The sequence below is a fragment of the Bacillus sp. ISL-75 genome (assembly GCF_018613095.1).
This window is the reverse complement of record NZ_JAGGQX010000046.1, coordinates 59,550-78,301: the sequence shown is the minus strand read 5'-3', so window position 1 is coordinate 78,301 and position 18,752 is coordinate 59,550. Positions and strand designations below refer to the sequence as shown.

General features: G+C 39.4%; 22 protein-coding genes. 19 read left to right on the top strand and 3 right to left on the bottom strand.

The genetic code is table 11. The annotated features are described in order from the left end of the window. The first annotated feature begins 351 nt into the window (after positions 1–351). From J7E63_RS18920 to J7E63_RS18845, 16 genes are all read left to right on the top strand, one after another. Positions 352–1,290 carry a Phenylacetic acid catabolic protein gene (locus J7E63_RS18920; RefSeq protein WP_215015168.1) on the top strand — a complete coding sequence of 313 codons (939 nt, stop codon included), beginning with the start codon at positions 352–354 and terminating at the stop codon, positions 1,288–1,290. Continuing rightward, positions 1,291–1,611, top strand: coding sequence for a metal-sulfur cluster assembly factor (locus J7E63_RS18915; protein ID WP_215015166.1), 321 nt, complete (start codon positions 1,291–1,293; stop codon positions 1,609–1,611). Continuing rightward, positions 1,608–1,838 carry a hypothetical protein gene (locus tag J7E63_RS18910; RefSeq protein ID WP_215015164.1) on the top strand — a complete coding sequence of 77 codons (231 nt, stop codon included), beginning with the start codon at positions 1,608–1,610 and terminating at the stop codon, positions 1,836–1,838. The genes J7E63_RS18915 and J7E63_RS18910 overlap by 4 nt, the downstream gene beginning before the upstream one ends. 1 nt (position 1,839) lies before the next feature. Beyond that, positions 1,840–2,478, top strand: a complete 639-nt coding sequence (locus J7E63_RS18905; protein ID WP_215015162.1) for a Phenylacetic acid catabolic protein — start codon at positions 1,840–1,842, stop codon at positions 2,476–2,478. Then, positions 2,471–2,665: a PaaD-like zinc ribbon domain-containing protein gene (locus J7E63_RS18900; RefSeq protein WP_215015159.1), complete on the top strand. Its 195-nt coding sequence runs from the start codon at positions 2,471–2,473 to the stop codon at positions 2,663–2,665. Before J7E63_RS18905 ends, J7E63_RS18900 begins: the two co-directional genes overlap by 8 nt. Further along, positions 2,652–3,512, top strand: a complete 861-nt coding sequence (locus tag J7E63_RS18895; protein ID WP_215015157.1) for a 3-hydroxyacyl-CoA dehydrogenase NAD-binding domain-containing protein — start codon at positions 2,652–2,654, stop codon at positions 3,510–3,512. The genes J7E63_RS18900 and J7E63_RS18895 overlap by 14 nt, the downstream gene beginning before the upstream one ends. After that, a complete protein-coding gene (locus J7E63_RS18890; RefSeq protein WP_215015155.1) occupies positions 3,502–4,254 on the top strand; it encodes a 3-hydroxyacyl-CoA dehydrogenase family protein in 753 nt (250 codons plus the stop codon). Before J7E63_RS18895 ends, J7E63_RS18890 begins: the two co-directional genes overlap by 11 nt. Next, entirely contained in the window at positions 4,251–5,450 is a 1,200-nt protein-coding gene (locus J7E63_RS18885; RefSeq protein ID WP_215015153.1) for a thiolase family protein, read from the top strand. Before J7E63_RS18890 ends, J7E63_RS18885 begins: the two co-directional genes overlap by 4 nt. Before the next feature lie 13 nt (positions 5,451–5,463). Further along, the gene (locus J7E63_RS18880; RefSeq protein WP_215015151.1) at positions 5,464–6,957 is read left to right on the top strand and encodes an aldehyde dehydrogenase family protein; all 1,494 of its coding nucleotides are present in this window, start codon (positions 5,464–5,466) and stop codon (positions 6,955–6,957) included. Between the two features lie 35 nt (positions 6,958–6,992). After that, a complete protein-coding gene (locus J7E63_RS18875) occupies positions 6,993–7,790 on the top strand; it encodes an enoyl-CoA hydratase/isomerase family protein (RefSeq protein WP_215015149.1) in 798 nt (265 codons plus the stop codon). Positions 7,791–7,927: 137 nt separating this feature from the next. Then, complete coding sequence (locus tag J7E63_RS18870; RefSeq protein WP_215015147.1) at positions 7,928–9,505, top strand: benzoate-CoA ligase family protein; 1,578 nt, start codon at positions 7,928–7,930, stop codon at positions 9,503–9,505. A gap of 361 nt (positions 9,506–9,866) precedes the next feature. After that, a complete protein-coding gene (locus J7E63_RS18865) occupies positions 9,867–11,084 on the top strand; it encodes an ABC transporter substrate-binding protein (protein WP_215015145.1) in 1,218 nt (405 codons plus the stop codon). Positions 11,085–11,189: 105 nt separating this feature from the next. Further along, positions 11,190–12,056, top strand: a complete 867-nt coding sequence (locus J7E63_RS18860) for a branched-chain amino acid ABC transporter permease (RefSeq protein ID WP_215015143.1) — start codon at positions 11,190–11,192, stop codon at positions 12,054–12,056. Continuing rightward, positions 12,056–13,057, top strand: coding sequence for a branched-chain amino acid ABC transporter permease (locus J7E63_RS18855; protein ID WP_215015141.1), 1,002 nt, complete (start codon positions 12,056–12,058; stop codon positions 13,055–13,057). The genes J7E63_RS18860 and J7E63_RS18855 overlap by 1 nt, the downstream gene beginning before the upstream one ends. 10 nt (positions 13,058–13,067) lie before the next feature. Continuing rightward, the gene (locus tag J7E63_RS18850; RefSeq protein ID WP_215015139.1) at positions 13,068–13,838 is read left to right on the top strand and encodes an ABC transporter ATP-binding protein; all 771 of its coding nucleotides are present in this window, start codon (positions 13,068–13,070) and stop codon (positions 13,836–13,838) included. Next, a complete protein-coding gene (locus J7E63_RS18845; protein WP_215015131.1) occupies positions 13,831–14,526 on the top strand; it encodes an ABC transporter ATP-binding protein in 696 nt (231 codons plus the stop codon). The genes J7E63_RS18850 and J7E63_RS18845 overlap by 8 nt, the downstream gene beginning before the upstream one ends. An 88-nt stretch (positions 14,527–14,614) precedes the next feature. Here J7E63_RS18845 and J7E63_RS18840 read toward each other — a convergent pair whose 3' ends face one another. Next, positions 14,615–15,970, bottom strand: a complete 1,356-nt coding sequence (locus tag J7E63_RS18840; protein ID WP_215015129.1) for an amino acid permease — start codon at positions 15,968–15,970, stop codon at positions 14,615–14,617. A gap of 17 nt (positions 15,971–15,987) precedes the next feature. After that, a complete protein-coding gene (locus J7E63_RS18835) occupies positions 15,988–16,149 on the bottom strand; it encodes a hypothetical protein (protein WP_215015122.1) in 162 nt (53 codons plus the stop codon). A gap of 230 nt (positions 16,150–16,379) precedes the next feature. Between J7E63_RS18835 and J7E63_RS18830 the strand changes: the two genes are divergently transcribed. Next, positions 16,380–17,138 (top strand): yteA family sporulation protein, encoded by a 759-nt coding sequence (locus J7E63_RS18830; protein ID WP_215015120.1) that lies wholly within the window; start codon positions 16,380–16,382, stop codon positions 17,136–17,138. Positions 17,139–17,187: 49 nt separating this feature from the next. On the opposite strand, the gene J7E63_RS18825 is transcribed toward J7E63_RS18830, so the two are convergent. Continuing rightward, the gene (locus tag J7E63_RS18825) at positions 17,188–17,406 is read right to left on the bottom strand and encodes a YozQ family protein (protein ID WP_098930799.1); all 219 of its coding nucleotides are present in this window, start codon (positions 17,404–17,406) and stop codon (positions 17,188–17,190) included. 99 nt (positions 17,407–17,505) lie between these two features. Between J7E63_RS18825 and J7E63_RS18820 the strand changes: the two genes are divergently transcribed. Both J7E63_RS18820 and J7E63_RS18815 read left to right on the top strand, forming a co-directional pair. Beyond that, positions 17,506–17,646, top strand: coding sequence for a hypothetical protein (locus J7E63_RS18820; protein ID WP_215015118.1), 141 nt, complete (start codon positions 17,506–17,508; stop codon positions 17,644–17,646). Positions 17,647–17,753: 107 nt separating this feature from the next. Then, entirely contained in the window at positions 17,754–18,650 is an 897-nt protein-coding gene (locus tag J7E63_RS18815; RefSeq protein ID WP_215015116.1) for a cation diffusion facilitator family transporter, read from the top strand. Positions 18,651–18,752: the final 102 nt, after the last annotated feature.

Sequence of the window (18,752 nt, the reverse complement as noted above, 5' to 3'; positions counted from 1 at the left end):
CGCAGGCGCTTCAGCGCCGAGGAGGCTCCCCGGCACGCCCGCGGAAAGCGAAGTGCCTGGAGCGCAAATCAACAGACATGTTGCAAATCCTATATATTAATAATATTATAACAAATTAACGCGGTGAATTGTTAAAGTGATTGTAGAAAATAAGAGGCTGTCGAAAGTTTCTCGACAGCCTGGCGCCTTTAAGTTTAAAGGCGTTTTTTTGATGCCAAAAATAAGTGAAATTATGTTTTTAATATTAACAACGTAAAAACGTAATAAATGTATTGACAGATAATTTAAAATAATCTATATTATCTTATATAGACGACAAAATAAAAAACGTAATAAGGTGAGGCGATCAATATGAGTCAGGCTGAAGTTTTAATCGATAGGATTCAGAAAGGATTTATGCTTGAATGTAGAGATGACATGAATGAGGAGTATCTTCGAGCCTTAAAACAAACATTAACCATTGTTGGTGACACAGAACTTCTAAGTGTCCCCCCACTTTTAACCGTGTATAATCAAGCCCCAAATCTCAACTATAAAATTACGGCACTGGCTGTTATCCAAGATGAAATCGGCCACGCACATATTGCCTATCGTCTATTAGAGGACCTAGGAGAAAATGTCGAGGAGTTACTTTATAATAGGCCTGCCAATCGTTGGAAAAACCCATACGCCTTTGATTTTAAATTAGAAAATTGGATTGAGCTTGGTGTATTTAATGGACTCTTTGATCGCTCTGGTTATACCCTGCTTGGCGATGCCTACCAAAACACATCTTATGGCCCTTGGAAACGAGCTTTAGTGAAGGTAGACAAAGAAGAGCTTTTCCATTTGCGTAATGGTGAAATCATTATGAAAGCAGGCATGAAACATCCGGATACAGCAAAGCAGGTACAAGAAGCGGTTGATTGGATGTTCTTAATGGCATTAGAATTTTTCGGAGTTGCTGACAGTCTTAAGAGCCGTTCTGCACAACTAGACTACAAGTTAAAAGGAAAGACCAATGATGAGCTAAGACAAAAATGGTTATCGACTGCGGTTCCATTTTGTGAATCGATTGGAATAAAGGTACCGGCTCACTTTGATGAGGCACAGGGGAAATTTGTCATTGATGTTCCTTTCCCATGTAAATTTGATGTAGAAAATAAAAAGTGGCTGCTCGATCAACCTGATACATGGCAGGGAGTTATCGAACGTTTTAAAAAACGCGGGCCACAAAACCAAGAGTTCGTCAGAAGAATTCAAAAGGGATTCTTCGAATTAGAAGAACTACGAGCAGAGGAGGTTATTTAGATGCAGACGGTAGAAACTGAAAAATATTGGAATGCCTTAACAGAGGTCATGGATCCTGAGTTTCCAATCAGTGTGGTTGATATGGGATTAATCTATGAAATTGCTAAAGTAGAGGACAGAAAACTTGAGGTAAAAATGACCTACACCTCCACAGGCTGCGGTTGTATGCAATGGATTGAAAGCGATATCAAGGAACGGCTTCTAAAAGAGGAAGATATTGAAACAGTGGATATCGAAGTGGTCTGGAGTCCGCCTTGGACCGTAAATAACATGAGTGATAAAGGGAAAGAAAAACTCAGAACCTGGGGTGTTAGCTCATGATAGAAAAGAAACAGAAACCAGAATATCTCCTTTTTACTCGGATCAAGCGGGGCGATGATTTGATTCAGGTTGGTTCATTTCAAGCTGAGAGTGATGAACTTGCAAAAGTATATGCACAATATATTTACGATGAAGAAGACTGGGTCGAAATGCAAGTGGTACGAAAGGATGCTTTCATTACTGTACGCCTTCCAGAACCACTATTTGAGAAAGAGGGTGTAAATTAATATGAGAATAGTAAACAATTTATCTCTGATTGACCTAGCCGAAACAATTGCAGATAACAAATTTATTTTAGGTGACCGTCTTGTGGAAATTGGGATTAGCGGTCCTAATTTAGAAGCGACGCTTTCATCCATTGCGATGGCACAAGCCGAACTTGGTCACGCTAGACTCATGTATAAATGGGCGAATGAATTGCAAGGATTAAACGGGAGTAAAGTTGAAATTAAAAGCCAATCAGGAAAGGCCTTTCCTACGGTTGTAAATACGTCGAATTGGGTGGCTTTAATTGCCGGTGTCTATGCAGTTAATGTTGCTGTCAATCTCGTCATGAACGAAATCATTCGGGCAAAGCATCCAGATTTAAATGCCCCATTTAGTAAGATGCTAAAGGAACAAGAGGAACATCTTCTTTATTCAAAGAGTTGGTGTAAACAATTGCTTAATGACAAAGGGGCCGTCCCTAAAAAATTGACCGAAGAACTCGATAAGGTGTCTATCGAAGCTTTGCAGTGGTTAAAGAATGTGGAAAATGACCATTTTTTAATTTCTGAAAAGGTCATCTTGGAAAATAGTAATCTTGTAAACGTATACAAGGAGACAATCAAAAGACTTACAACCCTTGGGGATATACAGCATGTCTGATCAGAATAAATCGATCCAATGCTCCTTCTGTTCGTCGGAAAATGTTGAAAAAATTTCTTCCTTTGGGACCGCTCAATTAGTAAGGCAGTATTATTGCAACGGCTGTCGCACGGTCTTTGAATATGTTCGCTGGCAAGCTTCACAGTCAAAGGATGAGGGGTGTCTAGCTTCTAATGAAGGAAATTGAAAAAATAGGTATTGTCGGTTCTGGGACGATGGGGGCTGGGATTGCCCAACTGATGATTCAGAACGGATATACCGCTATTATTTATGATATCAATTTGGAAACAGTGGGCCGGTCCAAATCAGCGATTGAGTTAAGATTAGACCGTTTAGTCGAGAAAAAAAGAGCAAGTGTTGATGAAGCGAATCGTATGAAAGAACGTTTACAAACAACAGCTGATTTATCCGACTTTCATGATTGCCAGTTGGTAATTGAAGCGGCCCCGGAAAACATGGACATAAAACGATCCATTTTTCAAAGACTTGAAGAGGTTTGTTCAGAGGATACGATCCTTACAACGAACACTTCATCCCTTTCGATTACGGAGATTTCAGGACAGATTCAAATTCCAAAGCGAGTGGCGGGTTTTCATTTCTTTAATCCAGCGCCAGTTATGCCACTAGTTGAAGTTATTCGCGGATTAAAAACAGGACCTGAAACAGTTTCTGCTCTGGTAGAATTTGCTAAGAAGCTTCAGAAAAGCCCAGTTGTTTGTAAAGATACTCCTGGTTTTATTGTCAATCGCGTAGCCCGTCCATTTTATGGAGAAGCCTTAAAAATTATGAATGATCAAGTAGCAACAGTAGAACAAATTGACTGCATAATGAAAAAGGCGGGAAATTTTAAAATGGGTCCATTTGAACTTCAGGATTTAATCGGAATAGATGTGAACTTTGCAGTAACGAAATCTGTTTACGGAAGTTTTCATGGGGAGCCCCGGTTCCGCCCGCATTACGTTCAAGAGCGCATGGTTCAAGCGGGCAGTCTGGGAAGAAAAACGAAGGGAGGGTTCTTTTCATATGACACCTAAGGGAATTGTGGTCATAGGTGAAAATTTGTTAGCAAAAGAGCTGGTACATTCCTTTCGAGCGCATGGGTTTAACAATGTAGCACTCAATGATTACCAAGCAGTTAAAGACATTGATGCGGTTATTGAAACTAGTAATCTTGATTTGGAACAAAAAAGGCAGAATCTGAAAGCGATTGAAGCACATGTTCCTTCTCAAACATTGATAGTATCTACCACGCTTGCATTAACGGCTACGGAAGCAGCATCATGGTTGTCCCATCCTGAGAGGTTGATTGGGTTTGGAGCCTTTTCGAATTTCAAAGAAGGGGAATTGATCGAAGTTGCTCCAGCATTACAATCAGATCCTTCCTTTTTACAAACTGTCGAAGCGTTGTTTTTGGCGATAGGGCAGGAAACTGAAGTGGTTCAGGACGAGGCCGGTCTTGTCTATCCCCGAATTCTTTCGATGATTATTAATGAAGCGGCCTTTTCACTAATGGAAGGTACAGCATCAGTGGAAGACATTGATGAAGCAATGAAAAAAGGAACCAATTATCCGCTGGGGCCATTAGAGTGGGCTGAAAAAATTGGTATCGATGATGTTTATGCTGTATTAACTGGTTTATACAGGCAGCTTGGAGAAGAAAAATACCGGCCTGCTCCCCTAATTCGCAAACTTGTTCATGCAGGCTGGACCGGCGGAGAATCTGAGAAAGGCTTCTATTACTATCAAAATCGCCAGGTTAAGGAGTACTCCATATGAGGGAAGCAGTCATAATTGATGCCCTCCGCACACCAATCGGAAAAATAAATGGATCATTAACAAATGTTCGTGCGGATGATTTAGCTGGGCATGTCATGAAAAACTTATTCGCAAGAGTTAAGTTTGATCGATCTTTAATCGAAGATGTTTACTTTGGTTGCACGAACCAAGCGGGAGAAGACAACCGCAATGTCGCAAGGATGGGATTATTATTAGCCGGAATTCCAGAATCAGTTGCTGGAGTGACAGTTAACCGATTATGCGGTTCTGGATTGGATGCCGTAAATCAAGCAGCAGCGGCGATAAAGGCTGGGGTTGGAGACGTTTTTATTGCTGGTGGAACGGAGAATATGACGAGAGCTCCCTATGTCATGATGAAACCCCACTTATCAAACCCAAGAAATAATCAAACGTTATTTGATACAACCATTGGTTGGCGCCTTGTGAATCCTAATTTGGCAAAGGAATATCCTCCGATAAGTTTAGGCGAAACCGCGGAGAATGTAGCGGCAAGATATAACATCTCCAGAGAAGAACAGGATGAGTTAGCGCTTAGCAGTCAGTTAAAAGCAGCAGCGGCGATTGGAAGTGGACGATTTCGTGATGAAATTATCCCAATCGAAATTCCTCAGAAAAAAGGCGAAGCGCTTGTTTTTCAAACGGATGAACATGTTCGTCCAAACACCACATGGGAGGCGCTGTCGAAGCTTAAACCTGTATTTAAAGATGGGGGAACCGTTACCGCTGGAAATTCCTCCGGTATTAATGATGGCGCAAGCGCTCTGTTAATTATGGAAAAGGAGCAGGCGGAAAAGTATGGTTTAAAACCATTAGCTCGAATCGTGACTTCTGCTGTGGCAGGAGTGGATCCTGCTTATATGGGAATAGGGCCAGTCCCTGCAACAAGAAAAGCACTAAAAAGAGCAGGCTTATCTGTTAACGATCTAGATTTGATTGAAATTAATGAAGCATTTGCAGCGCAATCGGTCGCTTGTATTAACGAGCTGGGTCTTGATTTGAATAAGGTAAACGTGAATGGTGGAGCAATTGCACTTGGTCACCCGCTTGGCTGCAGTGGTGCAAGAATTTTAACCACACTTGTCCATGAGATGCAAAAAAGGGATTGCCGCTATGGCCTTGCCACTATGTGTATCGGGGTAGGTCAAGGAATTACCACCATTATCGAAAAAATTTAAAGGGGTTATCTACATGTTAAAAACAACGGCGTTGAAGGAAGAGTACCAGCTATTAATTAATGGTGAATATAGCAATAGCAGCAGTGGAGACTTTTTTGAAACTCATAATCCTGCCACAGGAGAAGTACTAGCGCGTGTTGCAAAAGCAACGAAAGAAGATGTCGATCGTGCTGTTGATGCAGCAAGGAAGGCCTTCGATTCTGGTAAGTGGCCGAAGTTGACAGCAGCAAGACGGGCCAGAGTTTTGAATAAAATAGCGGATATCATGAGACAGCGCTTCAACGAGCTAGTGGAGGCAGAAGTATTAAATACGGGGAAAACCGTTGCTGCTGCACAAGGGCAAATTGGCCAAGCGATTGAGGACTTTGAATTTTATGCAGCAGCGATTACTACTCATGGTGGGCGTACAAACCCCGTGCCAAACGGGTTCTTTAACTATACGGTAAAGGAACCTGTTGGGGTATGTGCCCAGATTGTTCCTTGGAATTATCCACTTATGATGGCTGCATGGAAGGTAGCTCCAGCATTAGCGGCAGGCTGTACGATTATTTTAAAGCCAGCAAGTTATACGCCAATTACTGCTTTCATGCTCGCGGATATTTGTCATGAAGCGGGAGTACCTGCAGGTGTGGTGAACGTTCTAACAGGAAGCGGTTCTGCAATCGGCCCATATCTAACTGAACATCAAGGTGTGGATAAAGTCGCCTTTACAGGTGAAACCGAAACCGGGAAGGACATAATGGCTCGTGCATCGAAAACCCTTAAACGTGTGACCCTTGAACTTGGTGGAAAGTCTCCGAGTATTGTCTTTGATGATTGTGACATAGAGGCCGCTGTAGCTGGGTCCATTTATGGAATATTTTATAACTCAGGTCAATCCTGTGAAGCTAGATCACGAATCTTTGTACAGGAAAGTGTGTATGATGAATTCTTGACTCGATTTATTGAAAAGGCAAGAAAGTTAAAAGTGGGCGATCCGTTCAACAAAGAAACACATATGGGTGCATTGATTTCGAAAAGCCATGAACAGACAGTGGACGGTTATGTTAAGCTGGCGATTGAAGAAGGCGGAGAAATTTTATTTGGAGGCAGCCGCCCGGAAGGACCTGAGTTTGAAAACGGCTATTGGTATCAACCAACTATCATCGGAAATGTGACCAATGATATGCGGATTGCTCAAGAAGAAGTATTTGGCCCAGTTGTCGTAGTGATGAAGTTTAAGGATGAATCCGAAGTCTTAAAAGAAGCAAATGATTCCATTTTTGGCTTAGGTTCAGCAGTATGGACGAAGGACAATGGGAAAGCCCATCGAATGGCTGCTGGAATCCGGGCGGGAATTGTGATGATTAATAGCCCGATTTCAGCCTTTCCAGGAACACCGTTTGGCGGTTATAAACAATCTGGCTTCGGCAGGGAATTATGTATCGAAACCCTTGATTTATATACAGAAACAAAGAGTGTCGTTTCCTACATTGGGGCAAAACCACTAAATATTTTCGGAATATAAAAAAAATTTAAATAAAATTTATTGGAGGAATTCAAATGACAAATGTTCAATTAGAAACGAAGACTTTAACTGTAAAAAAAGCAAATGGAATTGCGGAGGTCCATATTCATGTCAATAAAACGAATGCCTATGATTTAGAATACTACAAAGAGTTAAACGCTGCCATTGATGATATTCGTTTTGATAGCGAAATTAAAGTCGTTGTTTTAATGAGTGATATGCCAAAATTCTTCTCAGCTGGAGCGAATATTAATTTCCTTAAAGCAGCTGAGCCGCGGTTTAAAACACAATTTTGCTTATTCTGCAATGAAACTTTAGATAAAATTGCTCGTTCTCCGCAAATTTGGATCGCTTGTCTTGAAGGCCACACGGTTGGCGGTGGACTTGAAATGGCATTAGCATGTGACCTGCGTTTTATGGGTGACCAAGCAGGTAAAATTGGACTGCCAGAAATTACTCTTGGCGTTTTAGCGGGTACGGGCGGTACACAACGTCTAGCACGCCAAGTTGGCCATTCTAAAGCCCTTGATTTGAATATAACAGGGGAAACATTAACACCACAGGAAGCCTTGAATATTAAATTAGTTGACCGTGTTTATCCACAAGAAGAAACTCGTGCAAAAACATTAGAATACGCAAGGAAGATTGCTAGTAGTGCCACATATGCGGCTTCTAACATTAAACTGTCAATCATGAACGGAAAGGAAATGCCATTAAACGCAGCCATCCGCTATGAGGGCGAATTACAAAATCTATTATTCCGTTCTCAAGATGCAAAAGAAGGCTTATCTGCTTTCATCGAAAAACGGGCAGCAGAATGGACTGGTAAGTAATATTCCTTAGGGGCTGGCTTTACTCTTAGAGTCAGACCCTCTAATTACGCATCCAATTAAAGAATTTTACCCTACTAGATTCGGCAGAAGGATATACCCGAAGTAACGAGTTCCAATTTTTTCTTGGGGGTTATAGAATGCTAGAGTCAGTTCAACAATTAAAAGGCATAAAAGACAATTATAATAGTGCTTATCGTTTTATAGAGGAAAATGTTAAGAAGGGTCTTGGCACCAACGTGGCCATTTATTGTGAAGATGAACAGGTCACCTATCAGGAACTTCTTTTCAAAGTAAATAAATTTGGAAACGCTCTCAAGGGAATTGGTGTGGAACGCGAAAATCGGATCTTGCAGGTTGTTAGTGATTCGCCAGAGTTTATCTACTCCTTTTTTGGAGCTGTCAAAATAGGTGCTATTCCAATACCTGTCAATACTTCAATGAAACCACAAGATTACGAATACTTTCTAAATCATAGTCGTGCCAAAGTTTTACTAATCCAAGAAGAAGTCTGGAACACAATCAAGGAAGATAGAGACCGCTTTATTTTTCTAAAGAATATCATTGTGATTTCAGAGACAGGTTATAGTAATCCGGATGCTGCTGATTATTACGAGTTTATTAATTCTGCTTCATCTGAATTGGAGGTTGAACGAACCACTTCGGAAGACCCTGCTTTTTGGCTTTATAGCTCTGGAAGCACGGGTAATCCAAAGGGGGTTGTCCATATCCAGAGAAGTATGGAAGTAGCCTATAAAAACTATGCTGAAAAAATACTCCATATCAATGAGAACGACCGAACATTTTCTGCTTCCAAGTTATTTTTTGCTTATGGGATGGGGAATGGAATGTACTTCCCATTAGGGGCCGGTGCATCAACAGTATTATTGAAGGATCGCCCGACACCAGAAAATATTTTTGCAACAATTGAAAAACAGAAGCCAACTATCTTTTTTGGTGTACCTACATTATTTGGGGCTTTGATTCAATATGTTGAAAAAACGGGAGTCATTCCAGACCTCTCATCGGTAAGAATATGTGTGTCCGCAGGAGAAGCGCTGCCAGCAACTTTCATTCGAAAGTGGAAGCAGTTGTTTAATCTTGATATTTTAGATGGAATTGGTTCAACAGAAGCCTTACACATTTTTCTATCAAATACTATAGGTAATATTAAAGCTGGAAGCACTGGTAGTGTTGTCCCAGGATACAAGGTAAAAATCGTCGATGAAGAGTCGATGCCAGTTGCCGTAAATGAAATTGGTGACCTTGTCATAAAAGGTGATAGTGTCAGTATTGGATACTTTTGTAATTTGGCGGAAAATCAAAGTAAATTCCACGGAGAGTGGATGTATACAGGAGATAAATATTTTCAAGATGAAGAAGGATATTTTTGGTACTGCGGCCGATCAGATGACATGTTGAAGGTGGGGGGAATTTGGGTTTCGCCCATTGAAATAGAAACTACACTTTTCCAACATGAGAAAGTACTTGAGGTTGCAGTCGTCGGTGCTAAAAATGAAAATAATCTCGTTTACCCAAAAGCGTATATTGTTTTAAGGGATGGGGTAGAGCCTTCCGAGGACTTAAAGGCAGATCTCAAACTCTATGTAAAACAAAATCTAGCACCGTATAAATATCCCAGGGAAATCGAATTTATCTCTGAATTGCCGAAAACAACCACCGGTAAAGTACAGCGGTTTAGGTTAAAACAAGTATAAACTATTCTATATCGTTACTTAAAGGCCAGCTCTTAAACTGGCTTTTTTTAATTGGTTTGGCAGATGAAATTTTTTTGGCAACTTAGGGGTTTATAGTAATATATCCCTAAATGATGATGCGAATTTTTTTCTCTAGTAATAAAAACATGAATACTTTATTAGGAGTAATTTTTAATTTTTATGTCTATTTCTTTGAGAATTACCCTAATTTCGTATTATGAATTTTAAATTAGTGTTAAAAAAAGGTATTGTAAATAAACAAGTTAAACAATATAATAATATTAGAAATCTTCTAAATATTTAAAATAAAGGAGGCCGGACTTTTTAAATTGAAAGCGTTAACAAAAACAAGGGGGTAATTATGAAAAATTTTAAAAGAAATGGATCTATCTTAATCCTATTAGTCCTATTACTTTCAGCGTGCAGTTCAGGAGCGATTAACACATCTACATCCAAAGAGAAAACGAAAGATAAAACCAACGATAATTCCCCTATTAAAATTGGGGCATTACTACCTTCTACTGGTGTATACGCATCACTAGGTGAAAACCTATTAAATGGTATGAATCTATACTTTGAGGAACAAAATTTTGAAGTTGCTGGTAAAAAAGTTGAGATTATTCATGAAGATACAGAGGCAGATCCGCAGGTGGCGTTAAGAAAGCTTAGGAAATTAACGGACCAAGATCAAATCGACATCTTAACAGGACCAGTTAGTACAGCTGTTGCTTATGCGATCCGTGATGAAGTAGACAGCAAAAAACTTCCGTTTCTCGATGCTCATGCAGGAGGGAATGATCTAACAAGAGCCAAGCGAAGCAATTACATTTACCGGTCCTCCTTTAGTTCATGGCAAATCGGTCATTCGATGGGTGAATGGGCATATAAATACGTAGGAAAGAAAATCTATGTTACCGCTGCTGATTATGCATTTGGTCATGAAGTAGCAGAAGCATTTAAGGAAGCCTTTACAAAGGCGGGCGGGCAAATTGCTGGTGAAGTTTATCCTCCACTAGGAAATAATGACTATTCCTCCTATCTAGGGAAAATGAATACAGACGGAATTGATGGTATTTATGCCTTCTACGCTGGTAGTGATGCCGTTAGATTTGTTCAACAATATGATCAATATGGTTTAAAAGGTAAAATACCACTCATTGGATCAGGTTGGCTTACAGCCGAAGATGTCCGGCCGCAGCAAGGTAATTCACCGGATGGAATTAAGGCCTCCATTTTCTGGGACTATAGCCTAGATACGAAAGAAAATCAGGCATTTATCCATGCTTATGAGAAGAAATACAACAAACGTCCAAGTATTGAATCTGCAGAGGGATACGATGCGGCCATGATTCTGGCTGAAGCGATTAAAAAATTAGATGGTGATGTAAGTGATCCAGATAAGTTGATTGAAGCGATGTCTTCGATTGAAATTAACAGTCCAAGAGGACCAATTAAGTTTGATAAAGAAACGCATAATGTGATTCAAAATCTTTATATTGTCGAAACAGGTATTGTGAATGGAAAAACCGAGAATAAGGTAATTGATACCATTCCTCAAGTCGTTGATCCAGGAAAATAAGGTTAAATTCTCGCGTAAATGTAAATTATTCCATATGTATGGTGAAAGAGGCAGGATTTTCTTTGCCTCTTTCTTTTAAAAGTCAAGGATAAGGAGGCCAACCACTTGAGTGCTCTATTTATGCAAATGATGAATGGATTAAGCTATGGACTCTTACTTTTTATCATCACAAGCGGGATCACCATAGTATTTGGTATATTGGGTGTTTTAAATCTGGCACATGGTTCTTTGTATGTACTAGGTTCCTATGTTGGCTACTCGTTGATTATGGAGGCAGGCTTGCCATTTTGGGTGGCCTTAATGGCAGTTCCACTCTTAATCGCCATCACAGGATTAGTGTTAGAAGTGGTGATGCTCCGGCCTACATACAAGCTTGGGCACCTTTCTCAGGTGTTATTAACCTTTGGATTGGCGTACATCTTTCACGACATTTTTTCGATGATGTGGGGAAAAAATATTTTGGTTGTAAACCCACCGGATGCTCTTAATATGTCTGTGGAAATTGCAGGTAATGCCATTCCTGCTTACCGCCTCGCATTAATAGTGATTGGAATCGTGATGGCTATTTTCTTATGGTATACCCAAGAAAAAACAAAATGGGGTGCAGTGATCCGGGCAGGATTGTCTGATAAGGAAATGGTCGGAGGTTTAGGAGTTAACATTCAATTTGTCTTTACTTGCGTATTTTTCCTAGGAAGTTTAATGGCGGGTTTAGGGGGAGTACTAGGATCACCTATTTTAGGTGTATTTCCGGGAATGGAGTTTCAAATTCTTATCCTGTCTCTTGTTGTTCTTGTCGTGGGTGGACTAGGCTCCGTGATGGGAACGTTTATTGCAAGTATCCTAGTCGGATTTGTTGAAACTTTTAGCCGCTATTTCGTACCTGAACTTAGCTTAATCATTACATTTGCGCTAATGGCATTGGTACTAGTAGTTCGTCCAAAAGGTCTAACCGGCAGGAGTGTGGCGTAATGAGAAAGAGACCGATAAAAGGAACTCTATTATTTTTATTGATGGGTTTAATTCCATTCTTTTTATCCATTTATTACGTTAATATCCTAACTGAAATACTAATTCTAAGTGTGTTTGCCGTAAGCCTAAATATTCTGGTCGGGCAAACAGGAATGGTTTCATTGGGCCATGCCGCTTTCTTTGGTGCGGGTGCTTATGCAACAGGATTAGCTGCAATAAAGTTTAGCACCAACATTTTTATCACCATCGGAATTGGACTTTTGTTTGCCCTTTTGCTCGCACTGATCATTGGTTTACTTGCTACTAAAGCACATGGTTTTTATTTCTTAATGCTAACCCTTGCCTGTTCGCAAATTTTTTATTCGATAGTATATCAATGGACCACTGTTACCGGGGGTTCGAACGGTTTATCTGGTATTTCACCTTTAGATCTATTCGCTGATATACGACTTTCGAATCAAGTTTTTGTTTATTACTTTATTCTTGTTGGGATCACCATACTACTATTCTTCTTGAGCAGGTTCCTACATTCCCCGTTAGGATCTGTATTTATTGGAATTAAAGAAAATGAAGAACGGATGAAATCGATTGGCTATAATACAGCGTTATATAAAAACATTAGCTTTTTAATTGCAGGAACGATTGGTGGTTTAGCTGGAAGTTTTTATGTTATTTTCAACGGCTTCATCTCACCAACTGATGTTTATTGGACAGCATCAGGATCTGTGCTAATCATGGTTTTAATCGGTGGTGTCGGCACATTATGGGGTCCAGTCATTGGAGCTGCCTTCATCGTAATTTTAGAAACGATTATTAGTTCCTATACGGAAAATTGGATGATGATTATTGGTGCTACATTCATATTATTTGTTATTTTTGCCCCTAATGGAATTGTCGGGATATTCAATAGTGCAAAAAGAACAATATTTAAACAGCAAAGGATTGACCAAAGGGAACCAAAAATAATCCAAATTAAGCAGCAAACTAAAATGGATGGATAGGTGAATATCGATGGAGAATAAGAAAATTCTTTCGCTAAGAGGCCTTTCAAAACATTTTGGCGGAATTAAGGTAATCGAGGATGTTACATTAGAAGTTGCCACAGGAGAACGAGTGGGCCTGATTGGACCAAATGGTGCCGGTAAATCAACTTTATTTAATATGATTGCCGGGGATTTAGAGCCTTCAGGGGGAACAATTAGTTATTATGATGAGATGATTAATCGTTTGCCAAATTATAAACGGACAGAACAAGGGATTGTCCGGACATTCCAAAAGAATAATTTAATGAAGGGATTAACGGTCAAAGAAAATTTGCTGCTTGTTTTACAGCGAATAAATCAAAAACATACCCAATGGTGGAAACAACTAAATAAGAAAAATTATCCATCAATCTTTGAGAAAGTGGAAGAACTCCTTAATGAGTGGGGATTACAAGAATATAGTTATTCAAAGGTCCAAGATTTATCCTATGGGGTACAACGTCAAATTGAGATTATAATGGCCATAGCCGGGAACCCTAATTTGCTTTTATTAGATGAGCCGACTGCCGGGATGTCTCAAGTGGAGACCGACCAAATCATTGCATTAATCAATAAATTACCGTCTGAAGTAACGATTATGATGATTGAACATGATATCGAGGTTTTATTTGGTAACATGGATCGCGTGATTGTCCTGCATGCTGGGACATTAATTGCCGATGGAAGCCCTGAAGAGGTTAGGGAAAATCCACACGTAAAAGAAATCTATATGGGAAAGGAGGAACTGACCAATGCTTAGTTTAAAGGGTGTTCATAGTTATTATGGGGCCAGCCATATCCTTCATGGAGTTAACCTAGAGGTCTATAAAGGGAGTGTGGTGACACTACTTGGCAGGAATGGTATGGGGAAAACAACGACTATTCATTCGATCATAGGATTTGTCGCAAAAAAAGAAGGTGAAATTGTATTAGAAGGAGAAAATGTTATCAAACTGAAAAGTCATCAAATTGCCAACAAAGGCATTGGTATTGTTCCGCAGGGAAGAAGGATTTTCACAAACTTAACGGTAAGTGAAAATTTAAGTGTCTTTGCCAATCAGCTTCATGGGAATTGGAATTTGGAACGAATTTTTGATCTATTTCCGCGTTTGAAAGAAAGAGAAAAGACGCACGCAGGGAACCTAAGTGGCGGGGAACAATCGATGCTATCTATTGGCCGGGCTTTAATGAGAAATCCAAAAATTCTTCTTCTTGATGAACCAACAGAAGGACTTTCTCCTTTAATGGTAGGAGAAGTAATGGATGTTCTCGTTAAATTAAAGGAATCTGGTATGTCGATGCTTTTGGTGGAGCAAAACATTGCAACGGCCTTAAGTATTGCTGACGATGTCTACATTTTAAATAAGGGGGAAATCGTCTATCATGATCACCCAAATGAACTTAGGAAAAATATGAATATTGCTTACCAACATTTAGCCATCAGTTAATTCCGTATGGGGCAAAATAGGAGGCTTCCTCAAAAAGTCATTGACAAATGATCTTTTGAGGAAGCCTTTTAAATTTTGTCTGAACTTTTTAGGCTGTTGGCCAAGGGTTTAGTACTTTTTTCTTAGACTTTTTCCATTTGAACGACATGATTAAGGTAATCGCTCCAATAATCACAAGAAAGGCTAAGCTTATAAAAAAGCCGGGTCTGCTTGTTTTGTGAAAAAGTGTTCCACTGACAGCAATTAAAATAAATAGGGCACCAATTGAATACATTATTTTTTCCTTTAGCTTTAACTCTAAGATTTTTCTTGAGGATGCAAGGATAAAGAGCCAATTATAAAGTAGCATTAATGCTGCTCCTGTTGTCACCCACTCATAAATTTGATCTGGCAGTACCAGCGCGGATACAATCGAAGCAGTAATTCCAAGCATTGTAACTAGCAGTGCAGGGAGGGGCACCTTTAATTTCCCCTGTTTTGAAAAACTTTCAGGTGCATCGCCTTCTTCTCCAAGGGTAACAAGAACGCTTGTAACGCCATAAAGAGAAGCTGTCATTGTCGAAAACCCTGCTATAATTAATGCTGCATTAAATAAATGCGGAACAAAAGTTAGATGGTAAGCATCTAAGGCAACCACAAATGTACTTTCCTTTGTATTAAATTGATTCCATGAAACGATGATGACCGCTAGGCCGATCGAAATAACATAAATAACCATCAGCGTAAACAACATCACTTTTCCTGCTTTTGGAGCCTCTTTTGGATCTTTTAAATTTGTTGCCATTAAACCTAAGATTTCTATTCCCCCAAAGGCATAGAAAGCAAATATTACAGCCGACCACAAACCTTTAAAGCCATGTGGAAGGATTTCGCTTTTACTATTCGGGTACTGAATCGGGCGATCCCCATTAATGACCCCAAAAATGGCTAGCAAAGCTATAACGATAAACATTAGTATTGCTGAGATTTTTAAGATGGCAAGAATATTTTCAAGCTTGTTTAAAACTTTTACCCCGATTAATATAACGACTAATCCTAGAACAGCATAGATTGTGGCGAAAATCCATAAAGGTATTTTTGGAAGCCAAAAACGAGAAAAAATGGAGAGGGCCGTCATTTGGCTTCCCATGATTAGCACCTCTGAGGACCAGTAAACCCAGCCGCTGCTAAATCCTGCCCATCTTCCATAGGCTTTCTTGGCATACGACCTAAAACCGCCCTTAAGAGGCTCTTGGGAAGTCATCTTTGACAAAGAATCATAGACAAAATAGGTTCCAAGGGCAGCGATCATAAACGCAACTAAAATAGAGGGGCCAGTCATCTTAATTGCTAAACCAGAGCCAAGGAAAAAACCTGTCCCAATTGTACAACCCACACCAAATAAAGAAAGCTGCCACCATTTCATATCGTTTTTTTCGCCCGCACCGGCTTTAGATTTACTCATTGAAATTCTCCTTTTATCTAAATATCCCGTCCGGTTGCTCCTGGCGATTTGTCGGTATTATCTTGATTATTATATTCTGGATCATTAAGGCCTGGCTTTTGCGTTTTGTTACCGCCTAAATAGACTGTTTGATGTTCCTTTTGTTCTTGTCTGAATTTATCAAAGTTTTCATTAACCACATAATCTCCTCATTTCTCCATAATTGATATTTCTTAAGATACTCGCATGTTCAATTCTTATTCAGTTAATAATCGATGCATTAGTTAGGTTTTTGATGGAATTAAATTTTCATTACATAATCAACCACGAAAAAAATGAAAATATAGGAGAACAATAAAAATAAAAAACATAAATGGTGAAATAGATCGAGTAATAAATAATTGCGTTTTTCATTGAAAGGGGTTTTCACATGTTATCGACACAGCAGTTAGCTGAGTTACGGTTACAGTTGTTACAGGAAAAGAGTGAAGTGGAAGGGCATTTAGAACAAAATGATCATTTTGGTTTAGAAAGAGGTCATTTTCATGAGTCAATGGGAGAGTTATCCAGCATTGATAACCATCCAGCCGATGAAGGAACCGAATTATATGAACGGGAGAAAGATATTGCTTTAAATGAACATTATCAATTTGAACTAAGGAATATAAATCATGCATTAGAAGCGATGGAAAATGGAACCTATGGAAACTGTGAGGTATGCGGAAAAGAAATACCGTTAGAACGTTTAGAGGCCTTGCCCAATACGACCTATTGTATCGAGCACAGCCCCGATCAGGTTACCTCACACAAACGACCTGTTGAAGAAGGCGTTTTGATGCCGCCATTTGGTAAGTTTGATATGGATGAAAAGGACGAAAATGTTGCATATGATGCCGAAGATTCTTGGCAGACGGTTGCAGCATGGGGAACATCCGAAACTCCATCTGATTTAGCCTTCCCACAGGATAGTTATAGTGATATCTATTCTGAAGCAGACGAAAACATTGGCTATGTCGAGGACTATGAAAATTTCGTTGGAAATGACATGTATGGTAATGAAATCAAGGTTTATCCAAACCCTCAGCATGAAAAATATGAAGATGCCCTTGATGAGGAAGGAATCATGACAAGCTTTGGGGATTTACCTGCATTTGAACACGACCCTTACGTTGATCATGATGATAAATGATGGATAAAAAAAGAAAACAGCTTTCAAGCGAGAGCTGTTTTCTCTAATTTTATTGTTTATCATAGCCTTTTTGTGGAATGGGGATATCCTTACCATTTACATCATCAATCACTGCGCCAATTTCACCTTCAGTATACGTGTCACTAGCTTGTTCATGTGTAGTGGCAAGCCCGGCAGAAAGGTCATCCGATTCTTGATAATAACTTGGATGATAGAAACTACCTGCCAATTCTTTCTTTGGATTAGCTTTCTGATTCTTATTGTCCATCTTAATTCCTCCCTTTTCGTGTTTGATACAAGGGTATTTTTTTCTTTTTTTGACAGGATTACTCCCAATAAAAAATAAATCTCAACTGGAGGTTACATTATGAACGAAAAAAATGAATTCCCATCTCGGGAAAAGTTAGACGAAGCTTTTCATTTTCTGCATGACCAAATCAATAAAATTTCTGTTGTTGAAGAGATTGAAATGGTCAAAGAGGAAAGTCAAGGTGAAGAAGGATTATGATTTTGCATATGCCCAACATAGCTTGAAGCAGGCAAGACTTTTTCTCTAGACCCATCTAGGTTACGTTTGCTATGATTTCTAGAGGTAATTTTAAAGGTGGTTTACTTATGGAGATGAGAGAAACTCTGGCTAAAAAAGTAGCCTGGATCAGTGTAATCAGTAACATTATTCTTACTTTAGGAAAAATAGTCATTGGTTGGTATGGTCATAGTGACGCGGTCTTTGCAGATGGAATCCACTCAGCCGCAGATGTCTTTGCATCTGTCATTGTGCTGTTAGTGATTAAAATTGCTAATAAGCCTGCTGATAATGAACATCCTTATGGACATGGGAAGGCCGAAGTCATTGTTTCAGGCATAATTGGTATATTGCTTTTTCTCGTCGCCATTTATGTGGTTTACGAAGGCATCAGCGGTTTCTTTCATGAAGTGGAATCACCCAGCTTACTGGCGATGTGGGTTGCCCTATTTTCATATGTAACCAAGGTTATTTTATACCGCAGTTCATTAAAGGTTGCGAAACAGAATAAGAGTAAAGCCATTGAGGCAATCGCCTTTGACCATAAAGCAGATATTGTCGCATCAATAGCTGCTGCAATCGGGGTTCTCCTTTCCATCGCAGGGAACCGATTCGATATCCATTTTTTACTATACGGGGATAAGGCAGCCAGTATTTTTGTCGCTTACTTAATTTTTAAAATAGCAAAGGAAATGTTAACAGAGGCATTTGACATCTTACTCGAACGTAATATTAATACAGAGACACTGCAGGAATACATCGCTGTTGTTAACGAGTTCCAAGAGGTAAAACGAATTGACCGGATTAGAGCAAGAGAACTGGGTCATTATGTATTGGTGGATTTACGTATATCAATCGATCACTATAAAACGATCAAGCAAGGGCATGACCTCGCAAAATTAATTAAACAAAAATTAATGGATAAATTTGATAATATTCAGGAAGTTTTAATTCATTTAAACCCTTATTTTGAGCAAGATGAATAATTCCAAAAAAACTCCTTTGTACTTTCGATGATTAGGGTTTATGATAGGAAAGGATATATAAAAGGTTAGAGGGAGTTGATATTTTTGAGTTATTCCGTAGAC